This is a genomic window from Pseudomonas vranovensis (genome assembly GCF_040438935.1).
GTDB classification, from domain to species: domain Bacteria; phylum Pseudomonadota; class Gammaproteobacteria; order Pseudomonadales; family Pseudomonadaceae; genus Aquipseudomonas; species Aquipseudomonas vranovensis.
In genome coordinates this window covers 2665243-2685795 of the sequence record NZ_CP159259.1, presented here as the reverse complement: position 1 = coordinate 2685795, position 20553 = coordinate 2665243, and the positions used below count along the sequence as shown (strand labels likewise).

The window sequence follows — 20553 nt, the reverse complement described above, 5'->3', positions numbered from 1 at the left end:
TCATACACCGATGGCCTAGGCCAAATGGATGATGTTCACACCGCCGCCGCGTTTCACTCTGCGCACGTCAACCACAACAACAAGAAAAGGATTGCTGCATGTCTAGGTTCAACGCGACTCATGGCGGGCTGTTGCTGTCTCTTTCCGTGGCCTGTGCCTACGCCAACGCCGGCCCACGGATCGAGCTGGGCGAGGACACCACCCTCGACTCATCGCTGACCGTCAACTACACCGCCTCGATGCGGACCGCCAAGCCTGCCCACCAGTACCTCAACGACATCAACAACGACGATGGCACGCGCAACTTCGACCGCGGTGCGCTGATCACCAACCGGGTCAGCCTGTTCGGCGAGCTGCTGCTCAAACACAACAACCTCGGCGCGGTGCTGCGCGGCAGCCATTTCTACGATGACGTCTACCACAACCGCAACGACAACGACTCACCAGGCACGGTGAACAAGATCGGCCGTGCCGATGGTTTCACCGAAGACACCCGGCGCCTGAGCGGCAGCAAGGCGCGCTTGCTCGATGCCTATGTGTACGGCAACTTCGACGTCGCCGAAAGCCAGTACCTGTCGATCAAGGCCGGTCGCCACCTGGTGGCCTGGGGCGAGAGCCTGTTCTGGGCCAACATCAGCCAGGGCCAGGCGCCGGTGGATGCCACCAAGTTCAACGTACCCGGTACCGAAGCCAAGGACTCCTACCTGCCTGTGGGGCAGGTCTCGGCCTCCTGGTCGCTGAACGAAGACCTGGCCCTGGTCGGCTTCTACCAGTACGAGTGGGAGAAGACCCAGCTCAACCCGGTCGGCGACTATTTCGGCAGCGACACCTTCGGCCCGGGCGCCGAGTTCTATCGCCTGGGTGCTGGGGTGATCGACAGCCTGCCGGACAACAGTTTCACCGGTGTGACCTACGCCGGTGACGTCGAGCCCCGCGACAGCGGCCAGTGGGGCCTGGGCGTGCGTTACCGGGTTACCGAGAACACCGAGGTCGGCCTGTTTCACTATCGCTACCACGAGCGCGTCGGCGCACTGTTCTTCGACTTCAGCGGCCAGACCCAGTACTCCTCGCTGCACGGCATCGGCAACTATGCAGTGGCTGGCGGCGGCCCGGTCTACCGCCTGGGCTATTTCGACGATGTCGAGCTGACCGGGGCGAGCTTCAGCTCCAAGGTGGGGGATTCGGTGCAGTTCGCCGGTGACCTCAGCTACCGCGATGGCGCTGCCGTGTACCTGGACAACGGTGCCCCGGCCCGTGGCCAGATCTGGCAGGGCAACCTCAACGGCAGCTACATGATCGGCCCCAGCTTCCTGGCCCACCAGACCACGTTCATGGCCGAAGTGGTCCACCAGCACATCGAAGGCGTCGACACCTTGCACATCACCGGTGGCGGACCGGGCGTCGATGGCAGCTTCAACAACTTCGAGTCCGACACCCAGACCCGTGGCCAGACCCTGCTCGGCATCGGCGCCTACATGGATTACCTGGGCATCGCCGACGGCCTGGACCTGAACACCCGCGTGGTGTGGACCCAGAACGTCGACGGCAGTGCCTACCAGGGCCTGGGCCGTGACGAAAAACGCCTGACCGTGGGCGGCGACTTCAAGTACCTGGGCAACTTCCAGGTCGGCCTGACCTACGTTGCCTACCTCAGCTCACCGGACATCGCCCAGGGCCGCATGCTGGCCGACCGTGATTACCTGTCGTTCAACGCCAAATACACTTTCTGATCAAAAGGGCCCTGCCATGCACACGTCTCCCTTCAGCCCGATCCAGATCGGCCCGCTGACCCTGAAGAACCGCTTTATCAAGGCGGCCACCAACGAAGGCATGAGCACCCAGGGCCTGCCTTCCAAGCAGTTGGTCAAGCTGCACGCCGGGCTTGCCCGGGGTGCGGTGGCGCTGACCACCGTGGCCTATTGCGCGGTCAGCAAGGATGGGCGCACCTTGCCCAACCAACTGACACTCACACGCGAAAGCCTGCCGCACTTCAAGGCCCTGACCGATGAGGTACACCGTGAAGGCGGGTTGGTCAGTGCGCAGATCACTCATGGTGGCTGCTTCACCTTTTTGCGCGAACGCGCCACCCGCTACCCGCTGTCGGCCAGTGGCGGCTTCAACAAGATCGGCATGATGAGCGGCATGTTCTTCAAACAGGCCATGACCGAGACCGACATGCGCCAAGTGGTCGAGGACTTCGCCCAGGGCGCGCGGCTTGCCCGCGAGGCTGGCTTCGATGCGGTGGAGATCCATATGGGCCACGGCTACCTGCTCAGCCAGTTCATCTCGCCGATGTACAACAAGCGCCGTGACCAGTACGGCGGCACGTTGGAGAACCGCCTGCGCTTTCCCCGCCGGGTGCTGCGCGCGGTGCTCGACGCAGTGGGTCGCGACCTGGCGGTGGTCTGCAAATACAGCGTTACCGAGGGTGCGCGTGCTGGCAACAGTGCCGAGGATGGTGCCCGCATCGCGCGCATGCTGGAGCAGGAGGGCGCCCACCTGTTGGTGCTCAGCGCGGGCATGAACGTCGAGTCGATCACCACCATGTTCGGGTCTTCCTTCCCCAAGGAGAACCGTGTGCAGCAGAAGAACCCGATCATCGCCCTGGCCATGAAGATCCAGCGCCTGCGCGACCCGGTAGTGGAGTTCCACGAACTGTACCTGCTCGAACATGCCCGCAAGGTGCGGGCGGCGGTGAAAATGCCGCTGGCCTACCTGGGCGGCGCCAAGAGCCTGGAGAGCATCGAACAGGTAATGGCCGAGGGCTTTGACCTGGTGGCCATGGGGCGGGTACTGGTAGCTGAATCGGACTACGTCGAAAAGCTGGCTACCGGTGCCAGCACCGACTCCATCTGCACCGCCTGCAACCGCTGCGTGGCCATGATGTACACCCCGGGTGGCACCTCGTGCGTACTGGGCAAGCCTGGCAACGCCGAACTCAACCAGCTTCCAGCGGCGTCCTAGGCGTGGCGGGTTAGCGACTGCTGCGCAGTCGATCGCAGCCTCGTTCCTCGGCAGTGGCTACAGATTGCCGGTGTAGCCGCTGGCGACAGCCTGCGATCGACCGCGTAGCGGTCGCGGTTCTGCACTGCCTGCAACCGCTGCGTGGCCATGATGTACACCCCGGGTGGCACCTCGTGCGTACTGGGCAAGCCTGGCAACGCCGAACTCAACCAGCTTCCAGCGGCGTCCTAGGCGTGGCGGGTTAGCGACTGCTGCGCAGTCGATCGCAGCCTCGTTCCTCGACAGTGGCTACAGATTGCCGGTGTAGCCGCTGGCGCCAGCCTGCGATCGACCGCGTAGCGGTCGTGGTTCAAGACAGTTGCTCACACGGACACCGCTGTACAGCAAGAGCGCAGCGAATTGTGCTCTTGATCTTCTGCCCCGTTAACCAGAAGGGCCGAGCGGAGGTGTCGTGGAGGGGCTGGCGCGAAGCGCCTTCGGCCTTGGCCGAAGACCCGAAGCGCAGCGTAGGGCACCTAGTGGTGCAGGCGGTTTTGCCTACTTTTTCCAAGAAAAAAGTAGGGCGCCGTAAGGGCGCAAGGGTGACTCAGCACCACCCCAGATAATGGATAAACACACACATCCAAATCGCGGGGCAAGCCCGCCCCTACCGGCCCCAGCCGGCGGGAGCGAACCTCATTCAACCGTGCTGCAAGAACTCCAGGCAACTACGGTTGAACAACGCTCGATGCTCAACCTGCACCCAATGCCCACACCGGTTCAGCACGATAAACCGCGCAATGGGCGCTCCATCGATGATTCGCTGCGCACCACTGACCGGGTTGAAGTTGTCATTGCTGCCCCAGAACCCGAAGATCGGGCACTGCAGCTCGCCCAGACGCGATTCCATGTTCGGCACCTGCATGGTGCTGAACAAGTTCTTGGGCTGTATAACCGCCACTGCCACCCGCTCCAGCAACAGACTCTCGGGCAGGATCGAATCATCGAACAACTGCAGACGCATCATGCTGCGCATCTCCTCCAGGCCAATGGGCCCGGCGTTGAACAGGCTGACCATGCGCACGATGCCTTCCATCTTGAAGTAGGCCTCACGCTCCTCGACGCCGCCCGGCGCCAGCAGGATCAAACGCTCCACCCGCGTAGGCAGTCGCAGCGCCAGGCCCAGGGCAATGGCACCCCCCAGCGAATTGCCCAGCAACGTGCAGCGCTCGATGTCCAGGCCATCGAGCAGCGCGGCGACGTTGTCGATGAAAAAGTCCAGGTGGTACTGCACATCCTCGGGCTTGTCCGAGCGGCCAAAACCCGGCAGGTCGAGGACGATGTTGCGGTAGCCGGCCTCGACAAACTGCGGGTAGTTGCCCTTGAAGTTGCTGAAACCACTGGCGCCCGGGCCGCTGCCATGCAGCCAGACCACCACCGGGCCGCTGCCTTCATCCATGTAGTGCAGGCGCAGGCCGCTGGGTGTGGTGAAGTAGTGGCCGGTAGGTAGCGGCAGGTCGGTGGTTGAGGTCATGGCGAGTCTCCAGTGTCGACGAAGGGGTGGGGCGCGAGCGCCAGGCCGTGGCAGGCCTGAAGGGGCGAAGGTGCCGGGCCTGGTTCGCGCAGGGTCGATCCTCTATCGCCGCCACCGCTGCGGCATCGTCCATTCAGACCACCCCCCTGCGGCTGCCGGTAGTCCTATCGGACGATGCCTGCCAAGGGCCCCGGCCCAATCATGCAGGTGACCGGCCTGCTGTGTTGTCAGTGGGCTTTTACGCACTGCACGGCAGGAGAACGCTATGAAATTGCTGAACAAAGTCGCCTTTGTCACAGGCGCGGGGCAGGGAATGGGCCAGGCCATGGTGCGCCGTTTCGTTGCCGAGGGCGCCAAGGTAGTGGCGGTGGACCTCAACCAGGAGGCCCTGGCCAACAGCCTGGCCGATCTGACCGACCTGGATGACCGGGTACTGGCGCTGGCCTGCAATGTTGCCGACGCCGCCTCGGTGGCCGATGCCATGGGCCAGGTCGAGGCGCGCTTTGGTGGGCTCGACATCCTGGTCAACAACGCCGGTGTCGGCGCTTTCGACAGCTTCCTCGAGACCCCGGACGAGAACTGGGCACGGGTGATCGGGGTGAACCTGGGCGGCACCTTCCTGTGCTGCCGCGAAGGCGCGAAGCTGATGGTCAAGGGCGCACGCAACGGGGTGATCATCAACCTCTCCAGCACCGCCGCACTCACGGGTGAAGGTCCAAGCCACTACTGTGCCTCCAAAGCCGGGGTCATGGGTTTGACCCGCTCCATCGCCCGCGAACTGGCCCCCAGCGGCATCCGCGTCAACAGCCTGGTACCGGGGCCTACCAACACCCCGATGATGGCCGGCGTTGCCGATGAACACATGCAGGCGATGCTCAAGAACGTGCCCCTGGGCCGCCTGTGCGAAACCGACGAAATCGCCGGGGTCGCGGTGTTCCTGGCGGGCGACGACGCCAGCTTCATCACCGGCCAGAACATCGCGGTCAACGGCGGCATGGCCTTTATCTGAGGGGAATTCGATGAGCAAACGATTAGCAGGCAAGATTGCCTTTATCACCGGGGCCGGCTCCGGCATTGGCCAGGCCACCGCGCTGCGCTTTGCCGAGGAAGGCGCCACGGTGGTGCTCTGCGGGCGACGCGAGCAGCCCTTGCAGCAGGTGCTGGAACTGATCCAGGCCGCCGGCGGGCAGGGCGACATCGCCGTGGCCGATGTGAGCAACGAGCAGGCCTATGTCGGCGCCCTGGAAGACGCCGCCCGGCGTCACGGGCGCCTGGACATCCTGGTCAACAACGCCATGGCCTACACCTGGGGCGGTGTCGATACGCTGTCGACCGCCGACTGGCACGCCAATTTCAGCACCACCGTCGATGGCACCTTCTTCGGCACCCGCACCGCCATGCGCCTGATGAAAGATCAGGGCGGCGGTGCCATCGTCAACATCGCCTCGATCTGCGGCCTGTTCGGTACCGCCTGGATGGCCGGCTACTCGGCGGCGAAGGCGGCGGTGATCAACTTCAGCCGCGCCGTGGCCAGCGAAGGCGCGGCGCACAACATCCGTTGCAACGTGGTGATCCCGGGCGTGGTCGACACCCCGGCCACCGCGGGCATGCTCAGCGACGCGAAAACCCGTCGCAACACCGAAAAGGTCATTCCGATGCAACGGGTGGGCTTGCCGGTGGAGCTGGCCAACGCGATCCTGTTCCTGGCCAGTGACGAAGCCTCCTATGTAACGGGTGCAAGCCTGGCGGTGGACGGCGGGCGCAGCGCGGACCTGTACACGGTGCTGGAGTGATGGGCATGGACGCGCTGCACGCGCGCATCGACCGTCTGGAGTCGCTGGATGCGATTCGCCAGCTGGCCGGCAAGTACGCCCTGGCCCTGGACATGCGCGACATGGACGCCATGGCCAACTGCTTTGTGCCGGACGTCAAAGTCGGCCGTGACAAGCAGGGGCGCGCGCACTTCAAGGCCTGGCTGGACGACACCATGCGCCGCCAGTTCCACGGCACCTCCCATCACCTGGGCCAGCACATCATCGAGTTCAGCGATGCCGACCATGCCACGGGCGTGGTCTATTCCAAGAACGAGCACGAGACCGGTGCAGAATGGGTGATCATGCAGATGCTGTACTGGGACGACTATCAGCGGGTAGACGGGCGCTGGTGCTTCCGTCGGCGCCTGCCGTGCTACTGGTACGCCAGCGACCTGAACAAGCCGCCGATTGGCGGCATGAAAATGCGCTGGCCGGGGCGTGAGCCTTATGCCGGCAGCTTTCATGAACTGTTCCCGTCGTGGGATACCTTCTGGGCGCAGCGTCCGGACAAAGACGCCTTGCCGCAGATTGCCGAGCCTGCACCGTTGGAGGAATTCCTGCGGACCATGCGCCGTGGGGCGGGTGAGCCGAGGATTCGGGTTCGCTGAGAGGACCATCGCGGGGCAAGCCCGCTCCTACACCGACGGTAGGAGCGGGCTTGCCCCGCGATGACGAGCTGTCAGGCCCGCGCTTCGCGCGGCATGCCCAGCGCCCGCTCGGCAATGATGTTGCGCTGGATCTCGTTGCTGCCGCCGTACACCGTGTCAGCGCGGCTGAACAAAAACAGTGCCTGCAACCGGCTCAACTGATACGGCTTGCCTTCCAGTACCTCTGCCTCATCCCCCAGCACATCCATCGCCAGCTTGCCCAACGCGGCATGCCAGGTGGACCATGCCAGTTTGTAGATCATCGCTTCACGCCGCAGGCTGCCGTCCTGGGCCCCGGAGAGCATGCGCAGCGAGTTGTAGCGCAGTACTTTCAACCCCGCCCAGGCCTGGGCAATGCGCTGGCGCATCAGTGGGTCGCGTGCCGCACCATTGCGTTTGGCCACGGCAATTACCTCCGCCAGCTCGTTGTGAAACTGCATCTGTTGCCCCAGAGTCGAGGCGCCACGTTCAAAGCCCAGCAGGGCCATGGCGATTTTCCAGCCTTCGCCCGGTTGGCCGATCATGTTGTCCACCGAGGTACGGGCCTGGTCGAAGAACACTTCGTTGAACTCGCTGCTACCGGTCAACTGCTCGATCGGTTGCACGCGAATCTGCGCCTGGTCCATCGGTACCAGCAGGAATGACAGGCCATGATGCCCACGGCTGCCCGGCTCGGTGCGCGCCAGTACAAAGCACCAGTCCGACTCATGGGCCAGGGACGTCCAGACTTTTTGCCCGCTGATCAGCCAGTGCCCGCTGCTGTCGTCCAGGCGCGCGCGGGTCTGTACGTTGGCAAGGTCGGACCCTGCACCGGGCTCAGAGTAACCCTGGCACCAGAACTGGGTACCGTTGAGGATGCCCGGCAGGAAGCGCTGTTTTTGCGCCGGGCTGCCAAAGGCGGCCAGGGTCGGGCCGACCAGGCCTTCGCCGATGTGGCCCATGCGGCCCGGTCCACCAGCACGGGCGTATTCCTCATGAAAGATCACCTGGCGGGTAAGGCTCAGGCCGCGCCCACCGTCTTCCTCGGCCCAGCCCACGCCGATCCAGCCACCCGAGGCCAGTTCGCGCTCCCAGGCTTTGCGTTGTTCAGGAAAACTGTGCTCGTCGCCCGGCCCGCCGCGAAAGCGCAAGGCCGCAAACTTACCCTGCAGGTGGTCAGCCAGCCACTGGGCGACCTGGGCGCGGAAGGCTTCATCTTCGGTACTGAATCCGATTTTCATAGGGTTTCTCCAAGAAGCTGCGCCGCCAGGCGTTCGCGGTGCAGGGCAGGGCTGCCCAGTAACTGTTCGCTGGCGCGGGCGCGTTTGAAATACAGGTGGGGGTCGTATTCCCAGGTAAAGCCCACGCCGCCGTGAAGCTGGATCGACTCGGCGGCGCACGTGAAGAACGCTTCGCTGGCATGGATCTGCGCGGTGGCAGCCGCTTCCAGCAACTCGCTCGCCACCCCCACGTCACCGGTTGGATCAAGGCGCTCCTGGGCCACGCAGGCGGCGTACCAGGCGGCGGAACGGGCGCATTCCAGTTGCTGCATGAGGTCGGCGCAGCGGTGCTTGATTGCCTGGAAACTGGCAATGGCGCGGCCGAACTGATGCCGCTCGCCGATGTAGGCCAAGGTCAGGTCGAGGGTCTGTTGCGCGCCACCGGTCTGTTCGGCGGCAAGGCCGATGGCCGCGATCAGCAGCACGTCGCGCAGCAACGGCCAAGCCTGGCCGGCGTCAGTGAGCAATTGCGCCGACCCTGCGATCACATCATTCAGCTCGATGCGCGCCAGGCGGCGGGTCTGGTCGAGGGTGGGCAAGGTGTGGCGGGTGATGCCGGGGCTGTCTGCCGGCACGGCAAACAGGCTGATGCCCGTGTCACCCTGGCTGCCCGGTGAGCGGGCCGCGACGATCAGCAACTGGGCCTGGGCACCATCGATCACCTGCAGGTACTGGCCATTCAAGCGGTAACCGTTGCCTGTCGGCTCGGCCACGGCCTGTACGTTGTCGGCCTCGAGCCCTGGCGTACCGGCAAAGGCCAGGGTGGCAGTGGCGCCGCTGGCAATCGCGTCCAGCCACTGGTCCTGCACCGCAGGGTTGCTGGCCAGCAACAGGGCAGGGGTGGCAAGGCAGGTGGTGGCAAACAGGGGCGCGCACAGCAGGTGGCGACCGCTCTGCTCCAGCAGGATCGCCAGTTCCACAAACCCGAGCCCCAGCCCGCCGAAGCGCTCCGGGATCATCAGGGCCGGCCAGTACAGCTCTTCACCGATGCGCTGCCACAGGGCCGGATCGTAGCCTTCGGGGCGGGCCATGGCGGTACGCACCGCCTGGGAATCGCTGACCTGGGCCAGAAAGCGTGCGGCGCTGTCCTGGATCATCAATTGTTCTTCGTTGAATGCGAACTCCATAAGCGTCGACTCGGTCAAGGCGGGTAGAGGCCCGAGTCTAGGAGGGGGGCTTTTGCCGACGAATCATTGAAACGGACTAGTCCGCCCGCCGCACCGAGGGGCGTAGTCTCAACGGACGATGAGGGCGATCAGCGCGCTTCGCACAATGGCAGCCAGTACCGGATTTGCCATTCAGGAGCAGCGGCATGATCGAGATTCGCGGTTTGAGCTATTTCGTCGCCATGAGCGAGAACCTCAGCCAGTGGCAGCGCTATGCCGAGGACGTGCTGGGCATGCAAGTGCAACCGGCGCCCGCAGGTGGGCTGTACGTGAAGATGGATGAGCGTCCGTTTCGCATGCTGATTGTGGAAGGCAGCGAACAACGCTATGTGGCTTCGGGCTGGGAGCTGGCTTCGGAGCCGGCGTTCGAAGCCGCCCTGGAGCACTTGAGCAGCCTGGGCATCGAATGGCAGCGCGGCAGCGCCGAGCAGGTCGAGCAGCGCGGCGTGCAAGCGCTGGTCAGCCTGGTCGACCCCTCGGGTAACTGCCACGAACTGAGCTGGGGCCATCGCTCCGACTGCCAGCCGTTCGTCTCGCCCCAGGGCGTGCCGCGCTTTATTACCGGTGACATGGGCCTGGGCCACACCGTGCTGCCGGCACCGAATTTCGACGCCACTCTGGCCTTTGCCAAGGATGTGCTGGGCTTCGAACTGTCGGACATCTTCAACTTCCGTCCTGACCCGTCGGCGCCGCCGATCCGCATCCACTTCCTGCATTGCCGCAATGCCCGTCACCACAGCCTGGCCCTGGCCGAGTACCCGGTGCCTTCGGGCTGCGTGCATGTGATGGTCGAGGTCGACTCGATGACCGAAGTCGGCCGCGCCCATGACCGTCTGCTGGCCCACGACGTGCGCCTGTCGGCGACCCTCGGCCAGCACCTGAACGACCGCATGACCAGCTTCTACATGAAGACGCCGTCGGCCTTTGACCTGGAATACGGCTTTGGCGGCCTGCAGGTCGACTGGGCCGAGCATTCGGCGTTCGAATTCACCCGCGTGAGCATCTGGGGGCACGACTTCTCGGTCGGCCAACAGTAAGGAACCTGCACATGAACAAACAACTGACGGCGGCCGATGCGGTCGCACAACTGCGCGATGGCATGACCATCGGCTTCGGTGGCTGGGGGCCGCGGCGCAAGCCCATGGCCATTGTCCGCGAGATCCTGCGCTCACCGGTCAAGGACCTCACCGTGGTCGCCTACGGCGGCCCGGAAGTCGGCATGCTGTGCGCCGCCGGCAAGGTGCGCAAGCTGATCTTCGGCTTTGTCACCCTCGACGCCATTCCACTGGAACCCTACTACCGCAAGGCCCGCGAAGCCGGTGAGCTGGAGCTGCTGGAGCTGGACGAAGGCATGTTCCAGTGGGGCCTGCGCGCCGCCGGCATGCGCCTGCCGTTCCTGCCGACCCGCTGCGGCCTGGCCACCGATGTGACGGCGCTCAACCCCGCGCTCAGGACCATCGCCTCACCCTACGCCGATGGCGAGGTGTTGCTGGCCATGCCGGCGCTGGAGCTGGACGTGGCCTTCCTGCACGTCAACGTTGCCGACCGCCTGGGCAATTGCCTGGTGACCGGGCCCGACCCGTATTTCGATCACCTGTTCGCCCGCGCCGCCCAGCAGTGCTTCGTCTCGTGCGAGCGCCTGGAAGAGCGCCTGTCGCTGGATGCCGAGCAAGCCCGCTTCAACACCTTCGAGCGTTACCTGGTGACCGGTGTGGTGCACGCGCCGCTGGGCGCCCACCCCACCTCGTGCCCGTCGGACTACGGCTGGGACCTGCAGCACCTGAAGGGCTACGTCGCCAGCAGCCAGCAGGAACAGGGTTGGGAGCAGTACGTCAGCACCTATGTGGCAGGTGGTGAGCAGGCTTATCAAGACGCCAACGGCGGCGCCGCACGCATGGGCACCTTGCCCCTGCCTGTGTTCTGAGGAGGATGAAAAATGTCTGCAACCTGTGAGTTCACCCTCGCCGAACTGATGATCGTCGCTGCGTCCGAAGCCTGGCGTGGCGACGGCGAAGTGATTGCCTCGGGCCTTGGCGTGATCCCGCGCCTGGGCGCGAGCCTGGCCAAACTGACCCATAGCCCGCAGCTGCTGATGACCGACAGCGAAGCGTTCCTGGTCGAAGAACCGGTGCCGCTGGGGCCACGGGATGGCTATCAGCCACGCTACTCGGGCTATCTGTCGTTCGAGCGGGTGTTCGAGTGTGTGTGGGGTGGCCGCCGCCACGCCATGATCGGCCCGACCCAGATCGACCGCTGGGGCCAGACCAACCTGTCGTGCATCGGCGATTACCACAAGCCCAAGAGCGCGATCCTCGGTGTGCGCGGCTTGCCGGGCAACAGTATCAATCACCTCAACTCGTTCTTCGTGCCCCATCACAACAACCGCGTGTTCGTCAGCGCTGAAGTGGACATGGTCTCGGGCGTGGGCTTCAAGGCCGAGCGCTGGCCCGAGGGCGTGCGCCGCGACTTGATGGACATCCGCCGGGTGGTCACCGACCTCTGCACCCTGGATTTCGATGGCCCCGATCGCGCCGCTCAGGTGCGCACCCTGCACCCGGGAGTGAGTTTCGATGAGGTCCAGGACAAGACCGGCTTCCCATTGCTCAAGTCGCCACTGCTGCAGGAAACCGCGCACCCCACGGCCGAACAACTGGCCGTGATCCGCCGGCTTGATCCGCACGATTACCGCGCCGCGGCAATCAAGGGCAACCCGCCCGGCATTCGTACCGCCTGATCCGAGGAGCGCCAACATGCACAGCAGCGACAGCCAGTTCGTGGAACGTGAAGACCGTGCCGTCTACGAGACCGAGGCGCCCGTGCTCTATAGCGTGGTCGAGCACATCGCCACGCTGACGCTGAACCGGCCGACCTTCAACAATGCGCAGAACTCGCAGATGACCTACGCGCTGGATGCTGCACTGCGCCAGGCGGTGGACGATGACCAGGTCAAGGTCATCGTGCTGCGCGGGGCCGGCAAGCATTTCTCTGCCGGTCACGACATCGGTACGCCGGGGCGCGATATCAACAAGCCCTTCGAGCGCGCACACCTGTGGTGGGACCACACCAACAAACCCGGTGGCGAGCAGTTGTATGCCCGCGAGCAGGAGGTGTACCTGGGCATGTGCCGGCGCTGGCGCGAGTTGCCCAAGCCGACCATCGCCATGGTCCACGGCGCCTGCATTGCCGGCGGCCTGATGCTGGCCTGGGTGTGCGACCTGATCGTCGCCAGCGACGATGCCTTCTTCCAGGACCCGGTGGTACGCATGGGCATTCCTGGGGTGGAGTATTTTGCCCACCCTTACGAGCTCAACCCGCGCATCGCCAAGGAATTCCTGTTCACTGGCGACCGCATGACGGCAACCCGTGCCTATGAGATGGGCATGGTCAACCGCGTGCTGCCGGCCGCCGAGCTGGAGCAGGCCACCTACGCCCTGGCCGCCAACATTGCCCGCCAGCCGCGCATGGGCCTGGCCCTGACCAAGCAGGCGATCAACCACGTCGAAGACCTGCAAGGCAAGCGCACGGCCATGGACGCGGCGTTCGCCTGGCACCACTTTGCCCATGCCCACAACGAACTGCTGTCGGGCGATAAATTGGGCGGCTTCGACGCCAAGGGCATGGCCAACGCCAATCGCCAGGAGCACGCCAACCGCCAGGAGCAGTCGTCATGAGCACCTGGATGAACACGGCGCTGACCGAGGCCCTGGGCTGCCGCTACCCGATCGTGCAGACGGCGATGGGTTGGGTGGCCGACGCCAATCTGGTGATCGCCACCAGCCGTGCCGGAGGCTTTGGCTTCCTGGCCGGAGCGACCATTGCCGGCAAGGACCTCGAAGGCGAGATCCGCAAGGTGATCGATGCCACCGGTGGCAGCAACTTCGGCCTGAATTTCCATATGTTCCAGGACAACGCTGCCCAATGCGTGGACCTGGCCATTCGTTACCGCCTGCGTGCCGTCAGTTACGGACGCGGCCCGGATGCGCAGACCATCGCCCGCTTCAAGGCGGCCAACGTGCTGTGCATTCCCACCGTCGGTGCCGTCAAGCATGCGCAGAAGGCCCAGGCCCTGGGCGCCGACCTGATCACCATCCAGGGTGGCGAGGGCGGTGGCCACACTGGCGGCGTGCCCAGTTCGATCCTGCTGCCGCAAGTGTTGGACGCAGTCAGCGTGCCGGTGATCGCCGCGGGTGGCTTTGCCACCGGGCGCGGCCTGGCCTCGGCCCTGGCGGCTGGCGCCAGTGGCATTGCCATGGGCACGCGGTTCCTGATGACCCGTGAATCACCAACGCCATCTGCGACGCTGGCCCGTTACCTGAAGGTCAACGACCCACAGCAGGTGAGGGTGACCACCGCCGTGGACGGCATGCGTCACCGCATGATCGAAAACCCCTTTATCAACCGCCTGGAGCAGGCCGGGCCGTTCGGCCGACTGCGCATTGCCCTGGGCAGCGCCTGGCAGTGGAAGCAACACACCGGCATGAGCCTTGGGCACATGCTCGGGGTGTTCATGCGCGGCCTGCGTGAAGACCCGGCGGCGTTGTCGCAGGTGGTGATGGCCGCCAATCAGCCGGTGCTGTTGCAACGCTCGATGGTCGATGGTCTGCCGGACGAGGGCATCCTGCCCAGCGGCCAGGTGGCCGCCGCCATAGATGAATTGCTCAGCTGCCGCGAGGTCATCGAAGGCATCGCCGAGGAAGCCGAGCGCTGCCTGAACGCTTTACTGGCCCGGCGTGCGCCGGACGTGGAATCTGCCCGCTCAATTCGCCTGGCGAACACTGGAGAAGCCCTGTGAATCCTGCCTTTACCTCTGAACTCAATGCCGGGATCGCAGAACTTGTGATCGCCAACCCACCGGTCAATGCCCTGGACAGCCAGCAATGGCAGGGCCTGGCCGAGCACATCGAAGCGCTGGGGGCCAACCCCGAGGTGCGCGTGATCGTCATCCGCGCCGAGGGCCGGGGCTTTTGCGCCGGTGTCGACATCAAGGAACTGGACGCCCATCCCGAGCGCATCGTTGCGGTCAATGCCGGCAACTACGCCACCTTCAAGGCCGTACACCGCAGCCCGGTACCGGTGATCGCGGCGGTACATGGTTACGTGCTCGGTGGGGGTATCGGCATTACCGGTGCGGCCGACATTGTCGTGGCCGCCGAGTGCGCAAGCTTTGCCCTGCCGGAAGTCGACCGTGGCGCCATGGGCGGCGGCGCCCACCTGCAGCGCCTGTTCGGGTTGCAGAAGGTGCGCTACCTGTTCTTTACCGGCGACAGCATCGGTGCGCGCGAGGCCAGCCAGTACGGCTTCATCGAGCGGGTGGTGCCACGCGAGCAACTGCGCGAAACCGCCCTGGAAATTGCCGGCCGTATCGCCAGCAAGAGCCCGCACATGATCCGCATCGCCAAAGAGGCGCTCAACGGTATCGAAGACGGCAACCTGGAAGACAAGTACCGCTGGGAGCAAGGCTTCACCCTGCAGGCCTACAACAGCCCGGACTCGGCCGAAACGCGCCGGGCCTTCGTCGAAAAACGCGACGCCAAGTTCTGAGGGAATGCCATGGAGCTTACCTATACACCTGAACAGATCGCCTTTCGCGCCGAAGTGCGCGCCTGGCTCAAGCACAACCTGCCGCCAGCGCCGCTGGCCAGCTACGACACTCGCGAAGGCTTCGAGCAGCACCGCGCCTGGGAGGCCAGGCTGTTCGACAGCCGCCTGTCGATGGTGATGTGGCCGGCCGAGCTCGGCGGGCGCGGTTGCGGCCTGATCGAGTGGCTGATTTTCGAAGAGGAATACTACGGTGCCGGCGCGCCGATGCGGGTCAACCAGAACGGCCAATTGCTGCTCGGCCCGACCCTGATGGAATTCGGCACCGAGCAACAGAAGAAGCACTTTTTGCCACGCATGGCGGCCAGCACCGACATGTGGGCCCAGGGCTGGTCGGAGCCCAATGCCGGTTCCGACATGGCGGCGATCACCAGCAAGGCACTGCTCGACGGCGATCACTACATGCTCAACGGCCAGAAGACCTGGTCGACCCGGGCGATCTACGCCGACTGGCTGTTCGGCCTGTTCCGCAGCGAACCGGGTTCTACCCGTCACCATGGCCTGTCGTTCCTGATGGTGCCGTTGAACGCGCCCGGCGTCAGCATTCGTCCGATCAAGGCGCTGAACGGCAAGGACGCCTTTGCCGAAGTGTTCTTTGACGACGTACGGGTGCCGGTGGCCAACCGCATCGGCGCCCAGGGCGAGGGCTGGCACGTGGCAATGGCCACTGCCGGTTTCGAGCGCGGCCTGTTGCTGCGCTCGCCAGCGCGCTTCCAGTACACCGCACGCAAGCTGGTGGAACTGTACCTGGCCCACCAGGCCAGCGCCGACCGCGACCCGGGCCTGCGCGACGCCGTGCAGGACTGCTGGATGGGTGCCGAGGCCTATGCGCTGTCGGCCTACCACACGGTCGGGCGCCTGAGCCAGGGTGCGCAGATCGGGGCCGAGTCGAGCATCAACAAGATCATATGGTCGGAACTGGACCTGAAGATGCACGACACCGCCATGCGCCTGCTCGGCGCCCGTGGCGAGCTGTTGGCCAGCGCCCCGGCCGCAGGCGATGCCGGCGGCTGGCTGGAAGGCTTCCTGTTTGCCCAGTCCGGGCCGATCTATGCCGGCACCAACGAAATCCAGCGCAACATCATTGCCGAGCGGATGCTCGGTTTGCCGAAGTAGGAGCAGGCCATGGACTTCACCTTTAGCGATGACCAGCTGACGTTCCGCGAGGCCATCAGCCGTTTTCTGATGACCGAAGCGGCACCGGAAATGCTCCGGGAGATCTGGGACACCGATGCCGGGCGCTCACCGGACTTGCGCAGCAAGATTGCCTCCCAGGGCCTTACCGCCTTGTCGGTGCCCGAGGCCGAAGGCGGCCTGGGCATGGACGATGTGGCCTGGGCCTTGATGACCCAGGAGCTGGGTTACTACGCCATTCCCGATTCGCTGGCCGACACCGCCTATGTGGCGGCTGGTCTGCTGGCAGGCTTGCCGGCCGGTCACCCGGCCCGTATCGGCTTGCTGCCGCGGATTGCCGAGGGCAGCGTGCGCCTGGCCATCGGTCATCCGGTCAACCCGCTGGTCAGTGATGCGCAGCTGGCAGAAGTACTGATCCTGTGCGACGGCGATACCATCCATGCTGTACCACGCGCCGACGTGGACGTGGAGGCCAACCCCAGCATCGATGCCTCGCGGCGCCTGGGCCGGGTCAGCTGGCGTGCCACGCCGGCAACCTTGCTGATCGACGGCGAGCAGGGCCGCACCCTGCAAGCGCAGTTGCTCGACCGCGGTGCGCTGTCGGTGGCCGGGCAACTGCTGGGCCTGGCCCAGCGCATGCTCGACCTGTCGGTGGACTACGTGGCCCAGCGCAAGCAGTTCGGCAAACCGATCGGCAGCTTCCAGGCGGTCAAGCATCACCTGGCCGATGTTGCCCGCCAGATCGAACAGGCCAAGCCTGTGCTGTACCGCGCCGCCCACGGCCTGGCCCGGGGCGATGCCAGCGCTGGGCGCTGGGTGTCCCAGGCGCGCCTGGCCTGCTGTGAAGCCAGCTGGCTGGCGGCGCGCAAGGGCATCCAGGTTCACGGCGCCATGGGGTACACCTGGGAAGTCGACCTACAAATGTTCATGAAACGTGCCTGGTCGCTGGATGCGGCCTGGGGCGACCGTGGCTTTCACAAATCCCGCGTCGGCGACTATCTGTTCGCCGCCGGTGCCCGGCTGGGTCCGGGCCTCACTTTCGAGGACTGAACAATGCCCCAGGCTTATATCGTTGATGCCCTGCGCAGCCCGACTGGCAAGCGCAAGGGCGCGCTGTCGGAGGTTCACGCCATCGACCTGGGCGCCCATGTGCTCAAGGCGCTGGTGCATCGCAACACCATTCCCGCCGAGGATTACGACGATGTGATTTTCGGCTGTGTCGACACCGTCGGCGCGCAAGCGGGCGACATCGCCCGCACCAGTTGGTTGGCCGCCGGCCTGCCGTTGTGTGTGCCGGGCACTACGGTGGACCGCCAGTGCGGTTCGTCCCAGCAGGCCGTGCATTTTGCCGCCCAGGCGGTAATGAGTGGCACCCAGGACGTGGTCGCGGTGGGCGGCGTGCAGACCATGACGCGGATTCCCATCAGTTCGGCGATGCTGGCAGGCCAGCCGCTGGGCTTTCCTGACCCGTTCAGTGGCAGCATCGGCTGGCGCAAGCGTTTTGGTGACCAGCCGGTGAACCAGTTTTACGCAGCCCAACGCATTGCCGAGCACTGGCAGCTGAGCCGCGAGCAGATGGAGGCGTTTGCGCTGCAAAGCCACCAGCGCGCCTTGGCGGCAATTGAAAGTGGCCGGTTCGACCGTGAGACCGTGGCTTTTGGCGAGCTGCGCCAGGACGAAACCCCGCGCCAGACCAGCCTGGAGAAAATGGCCAGCCTGGAGCCGGTGGACCCCCAGTTCCCATCGATCACCGCAGCCGTTTCCAGCCAGACCTGCGACGCGTCGGCGGCACTGCTGGTGGTGTCGGAGGCGGCGCTCAAGCGTTATGACCTGACGCCCAGGGCGCGTATCCATCACCTCACGGTCATGGGGGATGACCCGATCTGGCACCTTACCGCGCCTATCGCCGCGACCCGCAAGGCCCTGCAAAAGGCTGGGCTGCGCATGGCCGACATCGACCGAGTGGAAATCAACGAGGCCTTTGCTTCGGTGGTCATGGCCTGGGCCAAGGAACTGGACTACGACCCGGCGCGCACCAACGTCAACGGCGGTGCCATCGCCCTGGGCCACCCGTTGGGTGCCACTGGCGCGCGGCTGATGACCACGCTGCTCAACGAGCTGGAATGCACCGGTGGCCGTTATGGCCTGCAGACCATGTGCGAAGGCGGTGGCCAGGCCAACGTCACCATTATCGAACGTCTCTGAATGCTGGGAGTGCCTCATGGCAATGTGTAGCGGTCGTACCGTAATTATCACCGGCGCAGGTGGCGGCCTGGGCCGCGCCTACGCCCTGGCGTTTGCTGCCGAGGGCGCGAATGTCGTGGTCAACGATATTCGCGATGAAGCGGCGCGTGATGTGGTCGGGCAGATCCAGGCGGCCGGTGGCCAGGCCATCGCCAACAGCGATGACATCACCACCCTGGACAGCGCCCAGCGCATCGTCGATGCCGCATTGGCGGCGTTTGGCGAGGTGCATGTGGTGGTGAACAATGCCGGGGTGCTGCGCGACCGATTATTCCTGAGCTTGTCGGAAGACGACTGGGACACGGTGATGCGCGTGCATCTGAAGGGCCATTACTGCCTGGCCAATGTGCTGGCACGGCGTTGGCGCGACCTGGCCAAGGCCGGTACGCCGGTGGCTGGGCGGATCATCAACACCAGTTCCGGGGCGGGCTTGCAGGGGTCGATCGGGCAGTCCAATTATTCGGCAGCCAAGGGCGGGATTGCTTCGCTGACCTTGGTGCAGGCGGCGGAGCTGGGGCGCTATGGGGTGACGGCCAATGCGCTGGCGCCGGCGGCGCGCACGGCAATGACCGAGGGGGCGATGCCGGAGTTGGTGAAGAAGCCGGAGGATGGCAGTTTCGATGCCTGGGCACCGGAAAACGTCGCACCGTTGGTGGTGTGGCTGGGCAGTGAGCAGTCCGGGCATGTCAGCGGGCAGGTGTTCGAAAGCCAGGGTGGGCGGATTTCGCTCGGCGATGGCTGGCGCACCGGGGTTACCCGGGACAAGGGTGCTGCCTGGCGGGTGGAGGAGGTGGGGGCTGTCGTGGATCAGATTCTTGCCGAGGCACCGCGGGGGCAGAAGGTGTGGGGTAGCTGATAGCTTGGTTTTGCGTGTTTTTCCGTTATTGAGGGTGATGCTGAGTCACCCTCGATAGCTCCTGCTCGACACTTCCTGCGATCTGGTCTTGTGTGTTGATCCGTTATTTAGGGTGATGCGCAGTCAGCTTTGCGCCCTTACGGCGCCTTACTTTTTTTCAGTCGAAAAAAAGTAAGCAAAATTCTTGCCCCACCATGGGCTCTACGCTGCGCTGCGAGTCCCCTCACTTCGGTGTCGCTCGGCCCTTCTGGTTGACTGGACCGGAAGATCAAGATCAAGAGCACAATTCGCTGCGCTCTTGCGGGCCTGCGGTGTTTTTGTGGGAGCGGGCTTGTCCCGCGATTCGGTCTTGTGTGTTGATCCGTTATTTAGGGTGATGCGCAGTCAGCTTTGCGCCCTTACGGCGCCTTACTTTTTCAGTCGAAAAAAAGTAAGCAAAATTCTTGCCCCACCAGGGGCCCTACGCTGCGCTTCGGGTCCCCTCACTGCGGTGTCGCTACGGGGCATTGCGAGCTACGCGTTGCAAGCAACGCTACGCTTCGCATCTTCGGCATTCGCCGAAGGCGCTGCGCGCTAGCCCCTCCACAACACCTCCGTTCGGCCCTTCTGGTTAACGGGGCCTGAAGATCAAAGGCAAGATCAAGATCAAGATCAAGATCAAGATCAAGATCAAGATCAAGATCAAGATCAAGATCAAGATCAAGAGCACAATTCGCTGCGCTCTTGCTGGCCTGCGGTGTTTGCGCAATCTCTGGGGGAGCGGAGTTATCCGCAATCGGTCGCAAAACGGCGGTGATTTGGCAATTTCTGATGGGCTGGCTGGATCGGCCTCTCGCGGGGCAAGCCCGTTCCTACGGGTGGGAACAGGCTTGCCCCGCGATTATGCTTTGACTTCCTGGTGCTGCTCGATGCCGTCGAGCAAGGCATCGATCAAGGCTCTGGCCATTTCCACCGAATGTTGGGTCGACCACGCAAACCCACGACCTGCTTCGCTGGTGTGCTGCACCGCCTGGGCGATGGTGGTGCTGGCGCATCTGAGGTACAGCAAGGCATGTACCAGTGCATCTTCGGCACTGACGCCTGCGCGGACGCTGAAAAGTGGAGGGTGTTCCGGGCAACTGTCGACGCTGGTTTCAACAGTTTTGGCGAGGTGTAGAGGCGGGGGGGCGGGGACGAGCTTTTTCATGGTCAACTCCTAACTTATGGAGCTACCACGCCATCGTCGCCAAACAAATTGGGTGGCAGCTGTGCGCGGGTTGGCGAACCGGTAAGTTATCCGCGATCGGTCGCAAAACGGCGGTGATTTGGCAATTTCTGATGGGCTGGCTGGATCGGCCTCTCGCGGGGCAAGCCCGCTC

Annotated in this window: 19 protein-coding genes; 15 read left to right on the top strand and 4 right to left on the bottom strand. The window is 64.5% G+C overall.

Annotation, left to right across the window (positions count from 1 at the left end):
• Window positions 1-98 precede the first annotated feature (98 nt).
• Window positions 99-1730, top strand: coding sequence for a DUF1302 family protein (locus ABVN19_RS12315; RefSeq protein ID WP_028944914.1), 1632 nt, complete (start codon window positions 99-101; stop codon window positions 1728-1730).
• A 16-nt stretch (window positions 1731-1746) separates the two neighbouring features.
• Entirely contained in the window at window positions 1747-2964 is a 1218-nt protein-coding gene (locus ABVN19_RS12310) for an NADH:flavin oxidoreductase (protein WP_028944913.1), read from the top strand.
• 679 nt (window positions 2965-3643) lie between these two features.
• Here the strand turns inward: ABVN19_RS12310 and ABVN19_RS12305 are convergent.
• Window positions 3644-4477 carry an alpha/beta hydrolase gene (locus ABVN19_RS12305; protein ID WP_105642763.1) on the bottom strand — a complete coding sequence of 278 codons (834 nt, stop codon included), beginning with the start codon at window positions 4475-4477 and terminating at the stop codon, window positions 3644-3646.
• A 265-nt stretch (window positions 4478-4742) separates the two neighbouring features.
• Between ABVN19_RS12305 and ABVN19_RS12300 the strand changes: the two genes are divergently transcribed.
• From ABVN19_RS12300 to ABVN19_RS12290, 3 genes are read left to right on the top strand one after another with little or no spacing between them, the layout of a single operon-like run.
• Window positions 4743-5486 (top strand): SDR family oxidoreductase, encoded by a 744-nt coding sequence (locus ABVN19_RS12300; RefSeq protein WP_028944911.1) that lies wholly within the window; start codon window positions 4743-4745, stop codon window positions 5484-5486.
• A 10-nt stretch (window positions 5487-5496) separates the two neighbouring features.
• A complete protein-coding gene (locus ABVN19_RS12295) occupies window positions 5497-6270 on the top strand; it encodes an SDR family NAD(P)-dependent oxidoreductase (protein WP_028944910.1) in 774 nt (257 codons plus the stop codon).
• On the top strand, window positions 6270-6899 hold the full coding sequence (locus tag ABVN19_RS12290; RefSeq protein WP_028944909.1) for a nuclear transport factor 2 family protein: 630 nt from the start codon (window positions 6270-6272) through the stop codon (window positions 6897-6899). The genes ABVN19_RS12295 and ABVN19_RS12290 overlap by 1 nt, the downstream gene beginning before the upstream one ends.
• Window positions 6900-6970: 71 nt before the next feature.
• Here ABVN19_RS12290 and ABVN19_RS12285 read toward each other — a convergent pair whose 3' ends face one another.
• Together ABVN19_RS12285 and ABVN19_RS12280 are read right to left on the bottom strand one after the other, a co-directional pair.
• The gene (locus ABVN19_RS12285) at window positions 6971-8158 is read right to left on the bottom strand and encodes an acyl-CoA dehydrogenase family protein (protein ID WP_105642762.1); all 1188 of its coding nucleotides are present in this window, start codon (window positions 8156-8158) and stop codon (window positions 6971-6973) included.
• The gene (locus ABVN19_RS12280) at window positions 8155-9324 is read right to left on the bottom strand and encodes an acyl-CoA dehydrogenase family protein (protein ID WP_105642761.1); all 1170 of its coding nucleotides are present in this window, start codon (window positions 9322-9324) and stop codon (window positions 8155-8157) included. Before ABVN19_RS12280 ends, ABVN19_RS12285 begins: the two co-directional genes overlap by 4 nt.
• Before the next feature lie 185 nt (window positions 9325-9509).
• Between ABVN19_RS12280 and ABVN19_RS12275 the strand changes: the two genes are divergently transcribed.
• Genes ABVN19_RS12275 through ABVN19_RS12230 form a run of 10 tightly spaced genes read left to right on the top strand, consistent with a single transcriptional unit; the run spans window position 9510 to window position 19195 of the window.
• Window positions 9510-10400: a VOC family protein gene (locus ABVN19_RS12275; RefSeq protein ID WP_028944906.1), complete on the top strand. Its 891-nt coding sequence runs from the start codon at window positions 9510-9512 to the stop codon at window positions 10398-10400.
• An 11-nt stretch (window positions 10401-10411) separates the two neighbouring features.
• On the top strand, window positions 10412-11287 hold the full coding sequence (locus ABVN19_RS12270) for a CoA-transferase (protein ID WP_105642760.1): 876 nt from the start codon (window positions 10412-10414) through the stop codon (window positions 11285-11287).
• Between the two features lie 12 nt (window positions 11288-11299).
• Complete coding sequence (locus ABVN19_RS12265) at window positions 11300-12097, top strand: ketoacid CoA transferase (RefSeq protein ID WP_028944904.1); 798 nt, start codon at window positions 11300-11302, stop codon at window positions 12095-12097.
• Between the two features lie 16 nt (window positions 12098-12113).
• Window positions 12114-13034: an enoyl-CoA hydratase gene (locus tag ABVN19_RS12260; RefSeq protein WP_028944903.1), complete on the top strand. Its 921-nt coding sequence runs from the start codon at window positions 12114-12116 to the stop codon at window positions 13032-13034.
• A complete protein-coding gene (locus tag ABVN19_RS12255; RefSeq protein ID WP_028944902.1) occupies window positions 13031-14155 on the top strand; it encodes a nitronate monooxygenase in 1125 nt (374 codons plus the stop codon). Before ABVN19_RS12260 ends, ABVN19_RS12255 begins: the two co-directional genes overlap by 4 nt.
• The gene (locus ABVN19_RS12250; protein ID WP_028944901.1) at window positions 14152-14904 is read left to right on the top strand and encodes an enoyl-CoA hydratase family protein; all 753 of its coding nucleotides are present in this window, start codon (window positions 14152-14154) and stop codon (window positions 14902-14904) included. Before ABVN19_RS12255 ends, ABVN19_RS12250 begins: the two co-directional genes overlap by 4 nt.
• 9 nt (window positions 14905-14913) lie before the next feature.
• The gene (locus tag ABVN19_RS12245; RefSeq protein ID WP_105642759.1) at window positions 14914-16077 is read left to right on the top strand and encodes an acyl-CoA dehydrogenase family protein; all 1164 of its coding nucleotides are present in this window, start codon (window positions 14914-14916) and stop codon (window positions 16075-16077) included.
• Window positions 16078-16086: 9 nt separating this feature from the next.
• Window positions 16087-17145, top strand: a complete 1059-nt coding sequence (locus ABVN19_RS12240) for an acyl-CoA dehydrogenase family protein (protein ID WP_105642758.1) — start codon at window positions 16087-16089, stop codon at window positions 17143-17145.
• 3 nt (window positions 17146-17148) lie between these two features.
• A complete protein-coding gene (locus ABVN19_RS12235; RefSeq protein WP_028944898.1) occupies window positions 17149-18300 on the top strand; it encodes an acetyl-CoA C-acetyltransferase in 1152 nt (383 codons plus the stop codon).
• A 16-nt stretch (window positions 18301-18316) separates the two neighbouring features.
• Window positions 18317-19195, top strand: coding sequence for an SDR family oxidoreductase (locus tag ABVN19_RS12230; RefSeq protein ID WP_028944897.1), 879 nt, complete (start codon window positions 18317-18319; stop codon window positions 19193-19195).
• 880 nt (window positions 19196-20075) lie between these two features.
• Here the strand turns inward: ABVN19_RS12230 and ABVN19_RS12225 are convergent.
• A complete protein-coding gene (locus ABVN19_RS12225) occupies window positions 20076-20381 on the bottom strand; it encodes a DUF3077 domain-containing protein (RefSeq protein WP_028944784.1) in 306 nt (101 codons plus the stop codon).
• Window positions 20382-20553: the final 172 nt, after the last annotated feature.